The 19,559-nt window shown below is 72.4% G+C and carries 17 protein-coding genes; 6 read left to right on the forward strand and 11 right to left on the reverse strand.

Annotated features, from left to right (window positions below):
* Position 1 precedes the first annotated feature (1 nt).
* The 9 genes from ABZ808_RS14760 to ABZ808_RS14800 form a co-directional block, all read right to left on the reverse strand.
* A complete protein-coding gene (locus ABZ808_RS14760; RefSeq protein ID WP_357005746.1) occupies positions 2-991 on the reverse strand; it encodes a transporter in 990 nt (329 codons plus the stop codon).
* Entirely contained in the window at positions 988-1,878 is an 891-nt protein-coding gene (locus tag ABZ808_RS14765) for an ABC transporter ATP-binding protein (RefSeq protein WP_357005749.1), read from the reverse strand. The genes ABZ808_RS14760 and ABZ808_RS14765 overlap by 4 nt, the downstream gene beginning before the upstream one ends.
* A gap of 18 nt (positions 1,879-1,896) precedes the next feature.
* On the reverse strand, positions 1,897-2,304 hold the full coding sequence (locus ABZ808_RS14770) for a GntR family transcriptional regulator (RefSeq protein WP_357005752.1): 408 nt from the start codon (positions 2,302-2,304) through the stop codon (positions 1,897-1,899).
* Between the two features lie 316 nt (positions 2,305-2,620).
* Entirely contained in the window at positions 2,621-2,893 is a 273-nt protein-coding gene (locus ABZ808_RS14775) for a hypothetical protein (RefSeq protein WP_357005755.1), read from the reverse strand.
* A 41-nt stretch (positions 2,894-2,934) separates the two neighbouring features.
* Entirely contained in the window at positions 2,935-5,697 is a 2,763-nt protein-coding gene (locus tag ABZ808_RS14780) for a DUF5682 family protein (protein ID WP_357005758.1), read from the reverse strand.
* Positions 5,694-6,806 (reverse strand): AAA family ATPase, encoded by a 1,113-nt coding sequence (locus tag ABZ808_RS14785; RefSeq protein ID WP_145784416.1) that lies wholly within the window; start codon positions 6,804-6,806, stop codon positions 5,694-5,696. Before ABZ808_RS14785 ends, ABZ808_RS14780 begins: the two co-directional genes overlap by 4 nt.
* Before the next feature lie 14 nt (positions 6,807-6,820).
* Complete coding sequence (locus tag ABZ808_RS14790) at positions 6,821-8,236, reverse strand: VWA domain-containing protein (RefSeq protein WP_357005762.1); 1,416 nt, start codon at positions 8,234-8,236, stop codon at positions 6,821-6,823.
* Positions 8,233-9,624, reverse strand: a complete 1,392-nt coding sequence (locus tag ABZ808_RS14795; RefSeq protein ID WP_357005765.1) for a hypothetical protein — start codon at positions 9,622-9,624, stop codon at positions 8,233-8,235. Before ABZ808_RS14795 ends, ABZ808_RS14790 begins: the two co-directional genes overlap by 4 nt.
* Positions 9,624-10,091, reverse strand: a complete 468-nt coding sequence (locus ABZ808_RS14800; RefSeq protein WP_357006782.1) for a hypothetical protein — start codon at positions 10,089-10,091, stop codon at positions 9,624-9,626. Before ABZ808_RS14800 ends, ABZ808_RS14795 begins: the two co-directional genes overlap by 1 nt.
* Before the next feature lie 326 nt (positions 10,092-10,417).
* Between ABZ808_RS14800 and ABZ808_RS14805 the strand changes: the two genes are divergently transcribed.
* From ABZ808_RS14805 to ABZ808_RS14820, 4 genes are all read left to right on the forward strand, one after another.
* Positions 10,418-11,530: a hypothetical protein gene (locus ABZ808_RS14805; protein WP_357005768.1), complete on the forward strand. Its 1,113-nt coding sequence runs from the start codon at positions 10,418-10,420 to the stop codon at positions 11,528-11,530.
* A gap of 119 nt (positions 11,531-11,649) precedes the next feature.
* Positions 11,650-12,699: a nitronate monooxygenase gene (locus tag ABZ808_RS14810; protein ID WP_357005771.1), complete on the forward strand. Its 1,050-nt coding sequence runs from the start codon at positions 11,650-11,652 to the stop codon at positions 12,697-12,699.
* Positions 12,700-12,765: 66 nt separating this feature from the next.
* A complete protein-coding gene (locus ABZ808_RS14815; RefSeq protein WP_357005774.1) occupies positions 12,766-13,857 on the forward strand; it encodes an SRPBCC domain-containing protein in 1,092 nt (363 codons plus the stop codon).
* Between the two features lie 9 nt (positions 13,858-13,866).
* Positions 13,867-14,505 carry a hypothetical protein gene (locus ABZ808_RS14820; protein WP_357005778.1) on the forward strand — a complete coding sequence of 213 codons (639 nt, stop codon included), beginning with the start codon at positions 13,867-13,869 and terminating at the stop codon, positions 14,503-14,505.
* A 63-nt stretch (positions 14,506-14,568) separates the two neighbouring features.
* Here the strand turns inward: ABZ808_RS14820 and ABZ808_RS14825 are convergent, their stop codons facing one another.
* Complete coding sequence (locus tag ABZ808_RS14825) at positions 14,569-16,557, reverse strand: glycosyl hydrolase family 28-related protein (RefSeq protein WP_357005781.1); 1,989 nt, start codon at positions 16,555-16,557, stop codon at positions 14,569-14,571.
* Between the two features lie 270 nt (positions 16,558-16,827).
* Here ABZ808_RS14825 and ABZ808_RS14830 point away from each other — a divergent pair, with 270 nt between their 5' ends.
* Positions 16,828-17,925 (forward strand): NYN domain-containing protein, encoded by a 1,098-nt coding sequence (locus ABZ808_RS14830; protein WP_357005785.1) that lies wholly within the window; start codon positions 16,828-16,830, stop codon positions 17,923-17,925.
* Between the two features lie 175 nt (positions 17,926-18,100).
* Positions 18,101-18,322, forward strand: coding sequence for a hypothetical protein (locus ABZ808_RS14835; protein WP_030335934.1), 222 nt, complete (start codon positions 18,101-18,103; stop codon positions 18,320-18,322).
* 104 nt (positions 18,323-18,426) lie between these two features.
* On the opposite strand, the gene ABZ808_RS14840 is transcribed toward ABZ808_RS14835, so the two are convergent.
* Positions 18,427-19,488 (reverse strand): Gfo/Idh/MocA family oxidoreductase, encoded by a 1,062-nt coding sequence (locus ABZ808_RS14840; protein ID WP_357005788.1) that lies wholly within the window; start codon positions 19,486-19,488, stop codon positions 18,427-18,429.
* Positions 19,489-19,559 lie beyond the last annotated feature (71 nt).

The following is a 19,559-nucleotide window of genomic DNA, read 5'->3' on the forward strand; positions in this document are numbered from 1 at the left end:
GCTACGCGATGCGGCGGATCCAGCGCACAGCGACGTAGAGCAGGAGCAGGGCAAGGGCGACGAAGATGCCCGTCTCGATGCCCTGGAACAGCCAGAACCGGTCCGCCGGCTGGTACAGCTGCCAGTTGTACGCGCCCGGTTCGAGGCCCAGCTCGGCACCGCAGGCCCGACCGTCCGGCCCTTTGCCGCCGGGCGGGCACTGGATCCGGGTGTCCTCCGCGATCATCGTGCCGTCGGGGTTCCGGACGCCCTGGGTGAGGATCCAGTCCCCCCGGCTGATCTCCGGGGTCCCGTCTCCCTCGATCGGGAAGGTCTGGGTGCGGGCGGGCTGGTAGTGCGGTCGGGCCAGGACCGCCACGGCTGCCCGTACGCCGATGAACCCCGCGAGGGTGACGCCCATGGCGGGCAGCATCCGCTTCCACACGGTGCCGGCGAAGATGCCGAGCGCCACGGCGAAGAGGGTGTATCCGATCGGGACGATGCCCTGCAGGTCGAACACGATCATGCCGAGTCGGCCCTCGTGCGCCGCCTGGGTGAGCGGCTCGACCCACCACGACATGCCCAGCCCGTAGCCGATCGCGAGGATCAGCACGGCGGCGCCGACCAGCCCGAACTTCACCAGCGCCCAGCGGGTGCGGCCGACGCCCTGGGTCCAGACGAACCGGTGCGTGCCCTGCTCCACCTCGCGTGCGACGAGCGGGGCGCCCCAGAACAGGCCGACCAGCACCGGCAGGGTGAGGAGCAGCACGGCCACCAGGTTGAGGCTGCCGTACCGGTTGGTGAAGCGCCGGAAGCCCGCATCGCAGGTCTCCCGGGTCGCCTCCGCCACGTTGGTGCCGGCGAGTTGACGTACGCAGTCCGTCAGCCCGAGGTCGGCGAAACTGTGCCGCATCGACAGGCCGATCGGCACCATCAGCGCGGCGAGTGCCGCGAACCCGAGCAGGGTGTAGAAAGCCTGCTTGCGGTGTTGCCGCCAGGTCAACCAGATCATGCCGGCACTCCCCACTCGCTGTGGCTGGTCTGGGTGGCGCCGTCGGCCAGGTGGGCCAGGACGACGTCCTCCAGGCTGACCTCGCGCACCGTCCAGGCGGGATCGGTGATCGGGCCGTCGGCGCGGACCACCAACGTGGACTGGCGGTCGGTGTGGCTGGCCCGGACGATGGCGGCGACGCCCCCGATCGGGCCGCCATCGTGCCGTGGGCCGACCAGTTGGCGGTGCTCGGCCACCAGGTCGTCGACACCGCCGGCGAGCTGCACCTGGGCGGCGTTGAGCACGATCAGGTAGTCGCAGACGCGTTCCAAATCGGCCAGCAGGTGCGAGGAGAGCAGAACGGTGGTCCCGGCGTCTGCCACGCTGCCCATCAGCGACTGGAGGAACTCCCGCCGGGCCAGTGGGTCGAGGCTGGCCACCGGCTCGTCGAGCAACAGCAGCCGAGGCTGCTTGGCCAGCGCCAGGGCGAGGGCCACCTGGGCTCGCTGCCCGCCGGAGAGTTTCCCGACCGGCCGGTCGGGCGGTATCCCGAGCTGCGCCAGCCGGGTACGGGCCAGTGCGGCGTCCCACCGTCGGTTCAGCTTGCCGCCGGCCGTGACCAGTTCGGCGGCGGTGAAGTCCCGGTACAACGGGGTGTCCTGGGCGACGAACCCGATGTCCGCCAGCCCCTCCGTGTCGCCGTACGGCGACCGGCCGAACACCCGCACCGCGCCCGCGTCGGGCTTGAGCAGCCCGACCGCCAGGTGCAGCAGGGTGCTCTTGCCGGCGCCGTTGGGCCCGACCAGCGCGGCGATCCGGCCGGCTGGCAGGTGCAGCGAGCAGTCCCGCAACGCCCACGTGCCGCCGTACCGCTTGCCCAGCCGGTCGGCCTCCAAGACCATGTCCATCTCTGTCCTCTCGTTCCGCTATGCGGGTTCCTTCTGCGGGGCGTCGTCGGCGAGGGTGGCGCGCAGGGTGGTCTCCACCAGGGCGATGACGTCCTCGGCCGTGAGGCCGGCGGCCTGCGCCCGGTCCAGCCAGGCGACCAGGTCGTCGCGTAGCTCGGCCTGGTTGGGCAGGGAGGCGCCGGCCAGGGTGCGCTGGACGAACGTGCCCACTCCGGGTCGGCCGCCGACCAGACCCTCGATCTCCAACTCCCGGTACGCCTTGAGCACCGTGTTCGGGTTGATCGCCAGGGACTGTGCGACGTCCCGCACCTTCGGCAGCTGATCTCCCGGCGACAGCAGGCCGACCCGCAGCGCCTGTTTCACCTGCTGCACGAGCTGCATGTAGGTGTTCACCTTCGACCGGCTGTCCAGCACGAACTCGATCACTCGAGATGATCCTCTCTGTTGTCCTACGACAGTAGGACTAATAGACAGCCTCGGACGATGATGCGCCGCTGTCAAGGGCATCGCGGCGAGTCGCCGCCAATCCGACCTGATCCGGTGTGGCACGTGGCTGCGGCGGCGGCCGGGTCGGCGCGAACAGCCTGGGCTGGCCGGGGTCGCCGGCTGAGCCGGCAGCCTCGGTGCGGACGTCAGAAAAGAAGCGTGATGCCTGTGAGTCACCATTGATGACTCACAGGCATCACGTCGTATGGGGATGGTGTCGGGCCGAGCCCGCGTCGACGGCCAGGGTGGGCCGGGGTCAGGTCCGGCGGCCCTCGTCGCGGGTGGGGATCTCCTGGCGCTGTTCGAGGGCGTCCGCCGGGTTGGCGTCGGCCGGAAGCGTCGTGACCTCCTCAAGCGTGCCCGCCGGCAGGCCGCCCTGCTCGGCGAGATCCGCCTCGGACGCCTCCGGGTCGACATCGCCCGACACCCGGTCCGGTGGCCCGTAGTCGACGGCGTTTTGCCGCTGTTCAAGCGCATCCGCCTCCGGAGGAGGAAACGTCGCGCCCTGTTCATCCCGGTACGTGCTCATCAGAGCCTCCTGTGCCCGGCGGTTGTCGACATGCCGCCGGGCTACTGCCTACCCGCCGCCATCGCAGGCACGCCTGGAGATCGCACCGCGAGACCCCCACGCGCACGGACGTTCAGGAGCGCGGCCACGGCCTCCGTGGTCTCCGGGTGGGCGGCCAGCAGCACGCCCACCCGCCGCTGCGGCGCGGCGACCGTGACCGCACCCGTGGGGGCCGACGGCGCCAGCCACGGCGGCACCCAGGAATCCAGCTCGGGCAGCGCCCCCGGGAAGGTCCGCCCCGCCTCGCGGACCAGCAACGGGACCAGCTCCGGCCCCTGGGCCCGCAGTGTCGTGATCAAAGTGGGCAGCCAGGGCAACAGCACCGGGTCGGGCAGCCGGGCGAAGGCGGTGGACATCGTCTCGACGACGAACGGCGCCAACCCGGGCACCGGCTCCAGCGCGTGCACGAGCCCGGCAAGGTACTGCGGGAACGCGGGCACCACGAGCGGATTGGCCAGCAACTCCGCGCACCGGGCCCGCAGCTCGGCCAGCGGCAGCAGACCGAGTTGGTGTCGACCCGCCCAGAGCAGGGCGACCTTCGCCGGCGCCGTCGGGTGTGACTGCGCGACGGCCAACTCCAACTGGTGCCGGTCGCAGCCCAGTGACAGGGCCAGACCCTCCATGGAGAACAGGAAGCCGAGCATCGCGGCGACCTGCCGGACCTCCGTCTCCTCCGCCGTGACGGCGGTCGGCAGCAGGGTGCAGTAGTGCGCGTACCCGGTGGTCACGAACGCCTCGCACCAGGACGGCAGGATCGGCGCGGTGGCCCGGTAGTGCGCCAACAATCGGCGGATACGACGCAGCACGTCCGGGGCGTCGTCGACGGTGCGCTCGGCGGCGAGCAGGTCCACCGCCCGCGCCCCCAACTCGTCGACCAGTCGCGGGCTGTCGAGCAGTCGGATGGCGTCCTCGACGGCGGCGAGCGCACCGGAGGCGGTGGCGCCGGAGCCGCGTACCGCCCGGCGTAGTCGCTGCTCCAGGACCTGCTCGACGGTCACCCCTTCGTAGCCCAGCTCGATCAACGCACGCTGGTTGCGGCCGAGCGCCAGGTCCCAGCTCTCCTGGATCGAGCGGTGCCCGAGCCGGCGCTCACCCATGATCGGGCGTACCGCGTCCGGTGGCAGCAGGTGCCGAAGGATCCACAGCAGGTCCGAGCAGGGGGCCAGCTCCGGATGGCCGGCCAGATCCAGCAGCGCCCGCTGGATGGGCCGTTTCTCCAGCGCCAGGCCGAGCGGCTGGAGCCGGTCGAGGACGTCGCGGGCCAGGGGCGGAAGAGCGTCGTACCCGACCTGACCGATCCGGTCGCCGCCCAACAGGATCTCGCAGAGCCGCCGCACGTCCCGCCGGCCGGGCACCACGTCCTTCTCGATACAGGTGACCGCCGCGTCGGCGAAGTCGTACGCGGTGGGTCGGGCCCGATTGCGCAGACCGGCCAGCAGGACCGAGGTCTCGAAGACGGCGATCGCGTCGGCGGTGCTGGCCAGGTACCCGTTGCGGCGGGCCAGCCGGACGATGTCGACGCACCAACCGCGCAGCTCCGCCTCGTCGAGGCCGTCCAGGTCGGGGGGTGCGGAGAGGAAACCGGTGAGGACGTCGCTGACCGGGCCGACCACGGGGGAGGGCGCCGTCGTGGCGCGGCCCCGCCGGCCCCGGGCCGCCGCAGCGCGTTGACCCTCCAGCCGGTACGGGGACAGCCGGTGACGGCTCACCGCCTTCGTCCACGTCGCCGCCGCGATGGACACCGAGCCGGGCGCCAGGCCGAACTGCGCCTCGATCGCGGAGTGGCTGGACGGGATCAGCCCGTACCGCCATCGGGTGTCGGTGCGCGGGGTGATGTCGAAATCGGCGGCGACAGAGCCCAACCCGAACTGCTCGACCCGGCTGGCGGCGTGGAACGCGCCGCAGACGTAGAGGCATTCGGAGGGATCGACGCCGGAGGTGGCCAGGTGCTGACGCATCCGCGTCCACATGTACCGCTCGCGGTCCTCGTCCCGGTCCAGTCGGTCCGTGCCGGCCGGACGCAGCCGCCGGAACAGGCTGCCGATCAGCACCATCACCTGTCGGTACGTGTCGTAGTCAGCGTCGGCCAGCGGACGTTCGACGTACTGGTCCCACCACTCCGACCAGTGCCGCACCTTGCCGTGGTGCAGCAGGTACGCCTCCAGCTCCGCGAAGCGGGGCCGCAGGTCACCGATCTCCACCCCGACGGCGTCGCCGTGCAGCCCGGACTCGTCACCCGTGTCGACGGCCGGCCCGGTGCTCGCGGCGGCCGGATCCTCGCGCGGCGACCACTGGAAGACGTGGTCGGTGGAGCGGTCCACCAGCACCAGCTCCACGCCCGGGGTCTCCAGCGCGTACGCGATGGCCTGGTATTCCGCCGACGCCTCGGTGACCGGCGCGACGACGCTGAGCGGGCCCCAGTCGGCGGGGAAGCCGGACAGCTCCGACGCGAACGCCTGCACCGCGACCGGCAGACGGCAGTTGCGCAGCTCCCCGAGCAGTGGCTGGAGATCCTCGCACAGCTCCAGGTAGATCACCCGGGGCTGCTTGGCCCGCAGTCGGCGCACCATGGCCAGCGCGGAGGCCGGTGAGTGATGGCAGACCGGGAAGATCTCCAACCGCTCGCCGAGCGCCCGGTCGACGTCGTCGACGATGCCCGCGAGGATCGCACCGAGCGCGTCGGGGGAACCCGCGAACGCGGAGGCCGCGTCGGTGAGCTGCGCACGCAGCGCGCCGAACGGGCCGACGACGGTGGGTGCGGTCACGACAGGGACGCGATCGCCTGGCGACCGCCGTCGAGGAAGCCCGCCCACCCGTCGTCGTCCTTCCGCGCCCGCGGCTCCACCACGCCGTGCAGGTACTTGTTGAGGATCGCCAGGTCCTCCGGGCTGCGCCGGGCCAGCGAGCCGACCAGCGACCCGGCGATCGTCGCCGCCCGCAGCGTGCGGTCGCCGAAGAACTGGCTGTGCAGGATGGCGTCCTCCAGTACGCCGATCTGCTCGGCGGTGGACAGCGCCGACTCCAACTTCTCGTCGTCGCTGGTCGCGGCGGCGGCACCGGCCCGCAGGTCGGCGAAGCTCTGCAACAGGATGTCGAGCAGCGTGGGTGGCACGTCCAGCTCGATGCGGTGCCGGCGCAGCAGCTCCTCGGTGCGGAAGCGGACGATCTCGGCCTCGCTGCGCTTGTTGGTCACCACCGGGATCCGGACGAAGTTGAACCGCCGCTTGAGCGCCGAGGAGAGGTCGTTGACGCCCCGGTCGCGGCTGTTCGCGGTCGCGATGATCGAGAAGCCGGGCTGGGCGAAGACGATGTTGTCGTGGTCCAGCTCGGGGATGGCGACGTACTTCTCGGACAGGATCGAGATCAACGCGTCCTGCACATCGCTTGTGGAACGGGTCAGCTCCTCGAAGCGACCGACCACGCCCTGCTCCATCGCCGTCATGATCGGCGACGGGATCATCGACTCCCGGGACTGCCCCTTGGCGATCACCATGGACACGTTCCACGAGTATTTGATGTGGTCTTCGGTGGTGCCGGCGGTGCCCTGCACGACCAGCGTCGAGTTGCGGCAGATCGCGGCGGCCAGCAACTCGGCCAACCAGCTCTTGCCGGTGCCAGGGTCACCGATCAGCAGCAGGCCGCGGTCCGACGCGAGGGTGACGATGGCCCGCTCGACGAAACTGCGGTCGCCGAACCACTTCTGCGGGATCTCCCGGGACAGGCCGTCGGCCCGCTCCGAGCCCAGGATGAACAGACGGACCATGCGTGGGCTCAGTCGCCAGGAGAACGGCTTCGGGCCGGTGTCGACCGACTCGAGAAAATCAAGCTCGTCGGCGTACGTGACCTCGGCGGGGGCGCGCAGCATCTCGGACATGAGGGGTGGGTCTCCTAGGTGAGGAAGTTCTTCAGCTCGACGACGAGTTTGCGGATGTGCCCGGAGATGACCGGGGTGCCCAGATCCTTGAAGCGCTGACGGAACCAGGGGTTGACGCTCTGCTGGCCGGAGCTGCTGACCGAGCCGACCGGGATGACCCGTACGCCGGAGCGGTGCACCGCGGCGAGGCCGTCGAAGAGCGGCTGGGACCGGTTGAACTCGTAGAAATCCGAGATCCACACCAGCACGGTGTTCTTCGGCTCGACGATCTTCGGCCGGGCCAGCGCCAGCGCCACCGGCCCGTCGTTGCCGCCACCCAGCTGGGTACGGAGCAGCACCTCGAACGGATCGTGCACCCAGGGCGTGAGGTCCAGTGCCTGGGTGTCGTACGCGATCAGGTGTACGTCGACCTTCGGCAGCCCGGCGAAGATCGACGCGAGGATCGTGCAGTTGACCATCGAGTCGACCATGGAGCCGGACTGGTCGACAACGACGATGAGCCGGGCCGGCGTGGTGCGTCGGGCGGTCTGTCGGTAGTAGAGCCGGTCGACGTAGAGGCGCTCGTCCTCAGGACTCCAGTTGGTCAGGTTCTGCCAGATGGTCCGGTCGAGGTCCAGGTTGCGGAACACCCGCTTGGGCGGCACCGACCGGTCCAGTACGCCCGCGCTGGTCTGCTGCACCTGCGTGCGCAGCACCTCGGCCACCTCGTCGACGAAGCGCCGGATCAACGCCTTCGCGTTGGCCAGCGCCACCCCGGAGAGGTTGGCCTTGTCCCGCAGCAACTGCTCGATCAGTGACATGCTCGGCGTCAACGCCTTGGCCAGCGCCGGGTCGGCCAGCACCTCCCGCAGGTGCATCCGCCGGACCAGGTCACCCTCCAGGCCCGCGAGGGTCGCACCCAGCCCGCTGCCCTGGCGGCGCAGGTCGCCGGGCTCGCCCCCGAGGGCCTGCTCGAACCAGCCGGCGTCCGACTGCCAGCGGGCCAGCTGGGTGGCGCTGACCGGACCGGAGCCGGTGGCGAACACGTTGAGCAGCACCTTCGACACGAGCGCGGCCCGACGGACCTCGGCCTCGCCCGGCCGGTAGGTCGCGTCGCCCCCAGGACCGTCGTCACCGGGGCCGTCGCCCCCAGGACCATCGGCGCCAGGACCGTCGTCACCGGAACCGTCTGCACCGGGCTTCTCGTCGTCGGAGGTGAGCAGCCCGCGCAGCTCCGCCGCGAGGGCCGGGAAGCGCTGCACGATGGTGTCCACCGAGACCGCCGGGTCCAACAGGGCGGCGGGCAGCCCGAGGTCGTCGACCACGGCGACGCTCGCCGACTCCAGGCTGGGCTGTTCGTCGCGGTCGAAGAGGCGCGACAGCAGTCTCCAGTAGAGGACCTGACGGCGGTTGGCGTCGGCGGACCCGCCGGTGGGGATCGGCTCGGTCATCGGCGCAGCAACCGTCCCGCGCGCTCGCGCAGCACGGCCACGGCATCGCCTGCCCGGGCCTCCTCTTTGGCGATCTTCGGATCGGTGACGCCGCACGCCCAGTCGCCGTTGTGCGCCTGCACCACCCGCCGCTTCACCGTGGCGCGCACCGCCAACGGCTGGAGCTGCCACCGGCCGTCGTCCCAGCGCAGCAGACCCAGACAGGCTGACGCGGAGGCGACCAGCTCTGCCGTGAGGGGACCGGCGGCCGGCAACCGGTTGACGGCCAGTGTGACCCGTTCGCCGTCCACCTCGACGGCGAGCGCCCCGTCCTCGTCGCGGAGCGGGGTGCCCTCGACGAGGACGGGCTCGCCGATGGCGGTCGGGTGTCGATCCAGTGGGGCAGTCGCCGCCGCGACAGCCGCGGGCAGCAGCACGCGGGCCGTGGCGAACGGATCCGCCGGCTCGTCGAGTCGGACCCGATCGTCGGCCCAGCCCAGGTCGCCGCCGTGCAGCGGCAGGTCGGTGACGGTCACTGCCCGCTGCTCGGCCAGCGCCGTGAGCAGCACCGGGTGCGCCGACAGCAACCGCCAGACTGCCGGACCCACGATGGTGTCCACCTTCGCGGCGGCGACCGCCGTGCGGACCAGCCGCGGCTGCCCGCCCCCCGCCGGCTCCAGAACGGCGTGCAGTTGCACCTGCACGGCCGTGTCGTGAATGTGCAGGTCAACCCCGAGCGGCAGCAGTCGCCCGGAGACCTGTGGTGCCTCGTCGGTGGGCTGCCTGCCCTCGGTGAGCAGCACGCCCCGGGCCCAGAGATCGGCCCAGCGCCGGGCCGGCACCTGCGCCATGGTGGCGATCGGCACGCAGGCCCGCAGCTCGGCGGCGAGACCGTCGAGCAGCACCGCGAGCCGACGTAGCGCCGGCACGGCCAGGGTGGCCTCGACCACCGAGGCGGCGGACGACAGCAGCTCGTGGTCGACACCCCGCCAGCCGGCGACCGCCACTTCGTGCCACCACGCCCGCGCGCCCGCGACGGCGGGCAGCGCCTCGGCGGGCCGGACGGCCGGAGCCGTCCACGGTGACCGTGCCCGGGACAGCGCCGTGTCGAACTGCCCGAGCAGAGCGTCGTGCGCCGCGCCGAGCAGCGCCGAGCGTGCCCCGGCGAGCGCGCTGAGGTGCTCCGGGGTGACCGACCCGGCGGTGACCGCGCCGACCGCGGCGGCGACCGGGTCGGCCAGCGGCGTGCCGACCAACGCGTCGGCGAACGCGGCCAGTGCTGCCGCGCCCCGCTCGCCGACCCGGCCGAAGCCGTTGGTGAGGGCGTCGTCGAAGCCGGCGATCACGTCGAGCGCGTCGGTCAACCCGTCCGGGACCTCACCTAGCTGGGCGAGGTGGGTGCCGCGCATCAGCGGGTCGCCCCGGTGCCCGGGAACCACTGCAGCTCGGGCAGCGCGACAGTGCTGCCCGGCAGCTCCAGGTACGACAGGTGACGCAGGAAGCGACTGAACACCATCGCCGCCGAGGCCGGCTCGGGCTGGCCGTCGAGTCGGGCCAGCAGGTCCGCGCCGTCGGCCACCCCGTCGCCGATGTCGACCCGCAGGTAGCGGGCGACCCGGTCGGCGCCGTACTGGAGGAGCGCCTCGTCGGTGAGCGCGTGCAGGTGCTTGCACGGTGCGCCGCGCAGGCCGCCGCAGGGTCGGTTGTTGTTGGTGCTGCACTGGTAGGCGTGGGTGCCGGCGGAGACCGACGAGACGTAGACCCGCTCGATGTCCGACCCGCTGGAGACAACGCCCTGCAACCGCCCGTCCGCCAACTCGACGAACGGCACCTTGGCCAGTTTGCGGGGCCGCGCCGGCGGCACCACCGCCAGCACGCTGCGCCGCCGCCAGTCGGCTCCGTCGGCGTCCGTCACGTCACGCCCTCCCATCGACAAACCCAGGGTGATGCGCACGCCCGCCGGGGGGTCGGCGGCGCTGCGATGACACGATCATGGACTACGGCTACGACAAGATCGCGGCCCGTCGTGCCCACCAGGGGAGGTGTCCGTCCCGTGCGGGGCCACTCGCAGATCCACGATGAGGCCGAGCGACAGCACATCGACAAGGGTTCGGGCGCGTACCCCGATGACCATCGCCGGTGGCCGGGATCAGCCAGGATAGGCGGGTGGCCGGGTCACGGCCGCGACGAGGAGGGTGGGCGATGCGGGTACGCGGGCGGTTGAGCTGGGGGCGGCGTGCCCGTGTGGGGGCGGCGCTGGCAGCTCTGCTCACCGGCGTGGTCCCACCGACGGTGATGCTGACACCGGGGGCGGCGGGCGCGGCGGCGGCCGGTGCGACGGTGTGCGAGATACGCGACGACCGGCTCAGCGAGATCTCCGGGATGGTCGCCACCGACGACGGGTACGTGGTGGTCAACGACGGCGCCGACAACGAGGCCCGCCGCCGGATCTTCTTCCTCGACGACCGGTGCGCGGTGCGGCGGGCGGTCAGCTACCCCTCCCGGCCCCGCGACACCGAGGACCTGGCGGTCGGCCGGGACGGCACCGTCTGGGTCGCCGACATCGGTGACAACGACCGCACCCGGGAGACGATCGGGCTGTGGCGGCTCGCCCCGGGCGCCGACCAGCCGGTGCTGTACCGGATGACGTACCCGGACCGGCCGCACGACGCGGAGGCGATGCTGCTCGACGCGGCCGACCGGCCGCTGATCATCACCAAGGGGGGCAGCGGCACCGTCTTCCTGTACGCGCCGACCACCGCGCTGAAAGCGGACGCCGCGACGCCGCTGGCCCTGGTCGGCCAGGTGGCCCTGCCGTCGACCACCACCAGCAACCCGTACTCGTTCGTCGGGCGGAGCGTGATCACCGGCGGGGCGACCGCGCCGGACGGCCGGCGGGTGGCGCTGCGCAGCTACGCCGACGCGTTCGAGTACGACGTGCCGGACGGTGACCTGGTCGCCGCGCTGACCACCGGCACCCCACGGATCGTCGCGCTGCCGGACGAGCCACAGGGTGAGTCGATCACCTACAGCCGGGACGGCCGGTCGTTGCTCACCGTCTCCGAGTCCGCCAGCCAGCCGCCCGGCACCCGCCCGACGATTCTGCGTTACCCCGCCAGCGCCGCGCCGACGCCGCAAGCCGCGGAGTCCACCACCGCCGCCGCCCCGTCAACCTCCACGCCGGGTAGCCCGACAGCGCAGGTGGCAGGCATCGGTGTCGGCCGGGTCTGGCCGCTGGCGGCGGGAGCGGGGACGCTGCTGGCACTCGTCGCCGTGGGCGGAGTGCTCTGGCGGCGACACACCCTCCGACGCTGACAGCCGGGCGCCGGCCCACCGGGGAGCGGCCAAAGCGCAGGTCGGCGAGCCGGCCGGGGCGTACGGGCGACGGACCCGCTCCGACCCGAGTGCCCGGATCGGTGCGGCAGGATGGGTGGATGTCCGTGCTCTCCGCGCTGCGCCACCCAATCATCGCCGCCCCGATGGCCGGCGGCCCGTCCACGCCGGCCCTCGTGTCGGCCGTCTCAGCGGCCGGTGGGCTGGGCTTCCTGGCCGCCGGAATGATCGACACCGGGCGGCTGGTCGCCGACATCGCCGAGGTCCGCGCGCGGACCGAGCGGCCGTTCGGGGTCAACGTCTTCCTGCCCGGCGATGGCGCGGTCGACGAGGCCGCCATCCGGGCGTACGCGCGGCGGCTCGCTCCGCAGGCCGACCAGTTCGGGGTGAGCCTGGGCGAGCCGGCGGGCGGCGACGACGCGTACCCGGAGAAGCTGGCCGCGCTGCTCGCGGACCCGGTCCCGGTGGTGTCCTTCGTGTTCGGGCTGCCCGATCGGGCCGCCGTGGCGGCCCTGCGCGAGCGGGGCACCGAGGTGTGGGCCACCGTCACCCGTCCCGACGCCGCCACGGCCGCCGCCGAGTTGGGCGTGGACGCTGTCGTGCTCCAGGGCACCGAGGCCGGCGGGCATCGCGGCGGCGTACCGGACGACGACGACTACGCGTTGCTGCCGCTGCTCCGGCTGGCCGCCGCCCGCTGCGACCGACCCCTGGTGGCCGCCGGTGGCATCGCCGACGGCCCGGCTCTGGCGGCGGTGTTGGCCGCTGGTGCCGCCGCCGCGCAGCTCGGCACGGTGTTCCTGCGCTGCCCGGAGGCGGGCAGCTCGCCCCTGCACCGCGCGGCGGTGGCCAGCGCCGCGCCGACCGCGTTGACGCGGGCGTACACCGGCAAGCGGGCCCGGGGTGTGGTCAACGCCTTCCTGCGGGCGCATGACGCGGCGGCGCCGACCGGCTACCCGCAGGTGCTGCACCTGACCCGACCGCTGCTCGCCGCGGCCCGACGCGATCAGGACGCCTCGGTGGCCAACCTGTGGGCCGGGCAGGCTCACCCGCTGGCCCGGGACGTGTCGGCGGCGCAGCTGGTCGCCGAGGTCAGCGCCGGTGCGCGGGCCGCGTTGACGGCGGCGGCCGAGCGGTCGACCCGCTGGGGCTGACCAGGCGACCGGCGGTCGGCCCGGGCGGGCGGGACGCACCGGGTGGGCAACCCGTAGAGTCTCGCCGTGATCGAGATCGACGCGCACGTCGACCTGTCCCACCCGCCCGACCGGGTCTGGCTCGCATTGACCGATCGGGAGCTGATCGGCCGCTGGTTCGCCGAGGCCGACATGGTCGAGGGAGTGCCGGACCGGCTGCTGCTGCACACCGCCGGGTTGTCCGGCTTCGATGCCAACGTCGAGGTCGAGGTGACCGAGCGGCGGGTGCCGGAGCTGCTGGAGCTGAGCTGCGACGAGGCCGGCCGGCTCACCGAGCTGACCTGCGTTGTCACGGCCACCCGGCAGGGTTGCCGGCTGACCGTTCGGGAGGTCCCCACGCACGGCTCCTGGTCGGCCGAGCAGCACGAGCCGCGCGAGCAGCAGCTCCGCCAGGCGTTGACCGTGCGCCTGCCGGCCATTCTCGACTGGCTCGCGTTCCAACAGGTCGACCTGCGTCGCGGCGAGGCCGGGATGACGACCGAGCTACCGATGATCGGCGCGTTCGGCCCCGCCCGGGCCCGCCGTCGTCTCCGGGCGGTGGTCGCCGCGCTGGTCGGGGTCGTCCTCGTGGTGGGTCTGGTGGCGTGGATGACGCTTCCGGACGGGCCGAAGCAGACCGCCGCGACGGTCTCGTCGTCGCCGACGACGCCGGAGTCGAGCGCCCCGGCCGCCGCGCCCAGCGCACCGCCGAAGGCGACACCCTCGGCGCGCCCGTCCCGGACGGCCGCGTCGCCCACCGCCAGCCCGAGCCGCACTCCGACGGCGAAGCCCTCGGGTAGGCCCACGGCCGCGCCGCCGTCTCCACCGCCGCTGGTGGCCCGCTACGACACCGACTCCAGCCGGTTGTTCGGCTACACCGGTGAGGTGGTGGTCAACAATCCGGGCAGAGCACCGGCGGATCAGTGGTTCGTGGTGGTGACCCTCGCCGAGGGCAGCAGCGTGGACGACGTGGACGGCGCGGACTGGCGGCAGGACGGGCGGGCGATCACCTTCACCGGGCCGGCCGTGCCGGCGGGCGGTTCGCGGACGATCCGCTTCGACGTCCGGGACGGCCGGCCGAAAGCCAGGGAGCCGGTGGGCTGCACGGTGGACGGCAACCCGTGCGCGGGTCTGACCTAGGCTCTCGACATGGCACTGCTGCACCGGGCGACGCTGCGCCCCACGAAGCTCGACCTGCTGACGACCTGGCTGCCGGGCCGATCCTGGTACGAGGGGCCGGCCGGGGTGGACGTGGTGAGCCCGGGCGCCTACCGCTTCGACGACCCGGCCGGCGCGGTCGGCATCGAGACGATGCTGGTCGGTGCCCCCGGCTGGCCGGTGCACCAGGTGCCGCTGACGTACCGTGACGCGCCCCTCGACGGTGCAGACGTTTGGCTGGTGGGCACCACCGAACACTCGGCGCTCGGCCCGCGCTGGGTGTACGACGGCTGCGGCGACCCGGTCTACGCGGCGGCGCTGGCCCACGCGATCCTGTCCGGCACCGGTCAGGCCGAGCAGTATTTCGAGGTCGACGGCCGACGTGAGGTGCGCGAGCCGACGGTGACGGTCCTCGCCAGCGGCGCGGGGGACACGAGCATGCGCCCGGTCGGCGAGATCCGTCGGGTGGTCGACGGGGACAGCACGGTCATCCTCACCGACTCCGTCGAGCTGGTCGTCGTGCGTCGACCCGCGGAGGACGGGGCCGTCGGCGCGGCCGGCGCCACCCTGAGCGGCAGCTGGGACAGGCAGCCGATGACCGTGCCGCTGGCGTACGCCCGGACGCTCTGACGTCGGGGCGGTCGGAGAAGCCGTGCGGTGGGCGGCCCGACGAGATCGGGCCGCCCACCGCGTTCACCACCGCGACGGAGGCGGCGGCGGCGAGACCGGCGGCCGGTCGTCGCAGGTGATGGTGTTGGGCAGCAGCCACGGGGCGAGCCAACCGCCGTCGTTGCCGCCGAGGTCGGTCAGCGTGAACTCCGATCCGGCCGGGGTGAAGTGGAACGACCCGCAGTTGTTGACGCCGACCGCGCCGACGTTGCGGGCGTCCACGTTGGCGAACGACGCCGACCCCGCCGAGCGGGCGCTGACCACGGAGGTGCCGGTGCCGTCGACGCGGATATCGCGGAACCGCACGTTGGTGATCGAGTAGAGGTCCTTCACGGGCCAGTCGCTCACCAGCATGATCGCGTTGTACGTGTTGTCGAGGTACGCGTCACCGGTCACCTCGATTCTCGCGTCGATGCTCCGGTCCAGGGCGAAGATCCAGATGGCGCCCAGCCCGATGTTCCAGTTCAGCTCGTACGTGCCGGCGCGGGCGGTGGTGTTGCCGGTGATCCGCAGGTGACCGGTGAACGGCTCCGCACCGAAACGGGATCCGGCGTGGATGCCGCTGCCCTCACGGACCGGGTCGGCGACGAGGTTGTGCGACACAGTGGTGTCGGTGCCGCCGTAGATGGCGATGCCGTTGGCGAGCGTCGGTGACTGCACGGTGTTGTGGTCGAACGTGTTCCGCGCGTTCGCCGTCTTCTCCGACCACATCGCCAGGCCGTCGTCGCCGGTGTTGCGGACGAAGTTGTGCGCGACGAGCGAGTCGGTAACGCCGGTGTGGAAGTTGAGCGCGTCGGCGATCTGGTCGACGATGATGTTGTTGGTGACGCGTACGTTGCGCATCGGCCCGTCGAACCACAGGCCCACCTTGGTGTGGTGCAGGTAGAGGCCGTCGATGGTGGAGTCGCTCATCGCGCCACCGATCGCGTTGACCTGGTCGGTGTCGATGCGCTCTCGGACGTCACCCTCGATGGCGAAGCCGGAGAGGTGGACGTTGCGGCTGCCGCCGTCGGAGGCGTCGCGGCCGTAGAAGCCGACGCCGGTGTGCACCGAGCCGTCCGGCGCGGGCGTCGGCAGGGTGACCTCGCGCCCCTTGATGATCGTGTGCCAGTTGCCGGCGCCCTCGATCGTCACGTCGTCCACGATGATGTGCCGGTTGACCTGGTAGGTGCCCGGTGGGATGTACACCTTCAGGTGGGTGCGCCGGGCGAAGGCGATGGCCCGGTCCAGGGCGTCGGCGGAGTCCCGTCGGCCGGTGGGGTCGGCACCGAAGGCCAGCACGTTCGCCGCGAGCAGCCGGATGCGCGGTGGCGCGACCAGTTCGGAGTCGAGCAGGTCGATGACCGTCCAGGCGGCGGCGCTGCCGGGCGGCGCGGTGAGCCGGATCGTGTCACCGGCCCGGTAGGTGCGCCCGAGCAGCAGCCGTTGCTCGTCGTAGAAGTGGGTGGGCCGGAACGGCGTGCTGATGCTCGGGTACGGCGTGGTGGCCGCCGGCACGCACTGGCACTCGGTGATCCACCAGTCCGGGTGCAGCAGCCCGGCCCGGGGGTCGTTGGAGAACGGGTACTGGTTGTAGAGCCACGAGTACTGCGAGGTAAGCGTCATGGTGCTCAGGTGCTTGCCGTTGACCGCCACCCGCAGCGGCGCGGTGATCCCACCGCCCTGCGGTGCGTCCGGGATGCTGTACCGCACGGTGATCCCGTTCGCCGCGCTGGGCAGGACGAACTCGACGTACTGGCCGGGGGTGAGCCGGACCGCGCGGCGGCCGGACGCCTCGGAGGGCAGCGTGTAGGCGGACCGGTCGGGGCCGATGATCTGGCCGTTGGTGCGGGCGTTCTCGGCCTCCTGTTCGACGAAGTCGACGTCGGCGCCGCGCCCGGCGACAAGCGCCGGGTCGAGGGCGGCCCGGGTGACCACCGGCCTCGCGGTGGACGCGGGCGGGCCGGCGACGGCGACTGTGGACCCGCCGGTGACCAGCAGGGTGACGGTGGTCGCGAGGGTGACGGCGGTCATGGCCGGCCGGCCTGGGCGCCCCCGCGCTGGCATCGACATCCGAAACATCGGTGACACTCCTCTGTGGGTGGTGGTGGGAGGCCCGTCCGGCGCTCCCCCCACGCCCGACATTGATCGTCATGATGCCAGCGCCGAACGCCCTGCTGCAAGACAACAAGCGAAGAGCGAAAAGAACCGACTGTCTGACCGAAAGAAGTGGACGGTCGTCGGGTTGGGGTGTCGCGCGTCGCGTGCGCCCCCGGCCGCTCCGGCCCGGCGTAGGCTGGCCGAGTGGAGCAAGAAGACCGAATCGCCCTCTTCCTTGACTATGAGAACCTCGCGTTGGGGGCCCGCGACCATCGTGGCGGCGCCGCCTTCGACTTCCGGCCGATCGCCGACGCGTTGGCCGAGCGGGGGCGGGTGGTGGTGCGGCGGGCGTACGCCGACTGGTCGTTCTTCGACGAGGACCGCCGGATGCTCACCCGGTCCCACGTGGAGCTGATCGAGATCCCGCAGCGCATGGGCGCCTCCCGCAAGAACGCGGCAGACATCAAGATGGCCGTGGACGCGATCGAGCTGGCCTTCGAGCGTGACTACATCTCGACCTTCGTCATCTGTAGCGGCGACAGCGACTTCACCCCGCTGGTGCACAAGCTCCGCGAGCTGAACAAGAAGGTCATCGGCGTCGGCGTCGAGGGGTCGACCTCGGCGCTGCTCCCCCCGGCGTGCGACGAGTTCCTCTACTACGACCGGCTGGAGGGTGTGGACATCCCGCCGACCTCCAGCCGGCGGGGCCGCCCGGCCCGGCAGACCGGCCCGGGCCAGCGACCACCCGAGCCGGAGCAGGAGGAGGAGCGCGAGCAGGAGGCCGAGGGTCGGCCGGCGGGGGAGGAGCCCGGCCGGGACGTGGACGCCCTCGCCGTGCTGGTGGCCCAGACGGTGGCCGGGTTGCAGGGCAGCGCCAGCGGCGAGGTGACCGCCTCCCGGCTCAAGCGGACCCTGCTGCGCAAGGACCCGACCTTCAGTGAGTCCGACTACGGCTTCCGCACCTTCGGTGAGCTGCTGCGCCACCTCGCCGAGCACAACGTGGTCGATCTGGCCGAGGGCCCGGCGAAGGGTGATCCCGAGGTCTCGCTGCCCGAGCACGGCGACCGGGAGGTGGCCTTCGGTCTGCTCCGTGGTGTGGTGGGCGACCTCGGCAGCGCTGGCAACCCGGTGGCGCTGTCCGGCCTGAAGAACCAGCTCCGGCGGGCCCGCCCGGACTTCAGTGAGAAGAAACTCGGGTACCGCAGCTTCCTGCAGTTCTGTAAGGCCGCCGCCACCAGTGGCGCGGTCGACCTGAGGTGGAGCCCGGAGGCGGACGACTACCTGCTCACCGCGCGGGTCTGACCCGTGAAAGGGGGGCATTGCCACCTGAGCTGGCGCTCAGGAGGGGGCGGGCCGCCCGTTGAAGGTTGCTAACCGTTAACACTGGGCCGGATTTGCGCCCGAGTTGCACTCCTTGCCCCGTTCTGGCCATTCCTGCGCCGTACCCCCGGCGCAGAATTTGCTATACGGTCGGCGAATGAAGGTCGAGGAGCATTGGTGGAACGGAGACACGACTCCGCGCGGGCGCCGGGACGTGTACATCCGTACTGATGGGCAGGGTTGGGAGGTCCGCGCCCAGATCGGTGGGGCGTCGGGTCGTGAGCGGGTGCAGCAGTGCCCCAGCCGGGCCTCGGCGGCCATCCTCGCCGACGCCTGGCGCGGCACCCACCCATCCTGGCGTGAGCTGAAGCAGCGCTGATCCGGCACCGGGCCGGGCCGGCAACGCTCCTGGGCTCCAGCCCGGCGCGCTAGCCGGCCGGCCCGGTGTCCATGTCACCCGGGCACCGGTGCCGCTGACAACGGTCAGGCGGTCGGGACGGGGAGCGTCACACCCCCGGTGGCCGACCGGTGTGCCAGCTCGATCAGCTCGACCGTGGCGACCGAATCCCGTGGGTCCACCGGCATCGGCGTGCCGTCGCGCAACGCCACCGCCACCTGCTCGTAGAAGCTCTGGTACGCCCCGGGCTCGGTCGGCACCGGGCGCAGGTCACCGTCGACGCCGAGCATCCCGTACCGCTCCGACGGGACCTCACCCCAGCCCGGCTGGTCCGGTCGACCGCCGGCGTGCAGCGCCGCCTCCTGCACGTCCAGCCCGTACGTCGTGTAGCCGGCCCGGTCGCCCAGCACCCGCAGCCGGGGCCCGAGTTGCGCGGTCACCGCACCCATCCACAGGTGCGAGTGCACGCCGTTGGCGTGGGTCAACGCCACGAAGGCGTCGTCGTCGACAGCCGCACCCGCGCGGCGACGGTCCACCTCCGCGTAGACGCGGTCGACCCGGCCGAACAACTGCACCGCCTGGTCGATGAGGTGGGCACCGAGGTCGAAGAGGGCGCCGCCGGCCTCCTCGGGACCGGCGAGCTCCCGCCAGCCCGGCTTGATCGTCGGACGGAAACGCTCGAACCGGGACTCGAAGCGCAGCACCCGCCCCAGCTCGCCCTGCTCCACCAGGCGCCGGGCGGTCAGGAAGTCACCGTCCCAACGCCGGTTCTGGAACACCGTCAGCGGCACCCCACGGTCGGCCGCCTCGTCGATCAGCGCGCGGCCCTCGGCGGCGGTCGCGGAGAGGGGCTTGTCGACGACGACCGGCAGGCCGGCGGCCAGCGCCGCGCGGGCCATCGGCACGTGCTGCCGGTTCGGCGTCGCCACCACGACCAGGTCCAGGGCCTCGGGGGTACGCCACAGCTCGTCCGCGTCGTCGACCAGGCGAGCATCGGGGTGGTGCTGCCGGGCCTGTTCGCGCCGCTGCTGATCACGGGTCACGATGGCGTCGAGCCGCAACCCGGGCGTCGCGGCGATCAGCGGTGCGTGGAACACCCGCCCCGCCAACCCGTACCCCAGCAGACCGACCCGCAACGCCTCCGACATGCCGTGCTCCCTCCCGGCCCGCGCCCTTGGGTGGCGGCGGCACCGCTGGTCGAATCTACGCCCCGACCAGC

The organism is Micromonospora sp. NPDC047527 (genome assembly GCF_040643015.1).
Lineage (GTDB): Bacteria > Actinomycetota > Actinomycetes > Mycobacteriales > Micromonosporaceae > Micromonospora.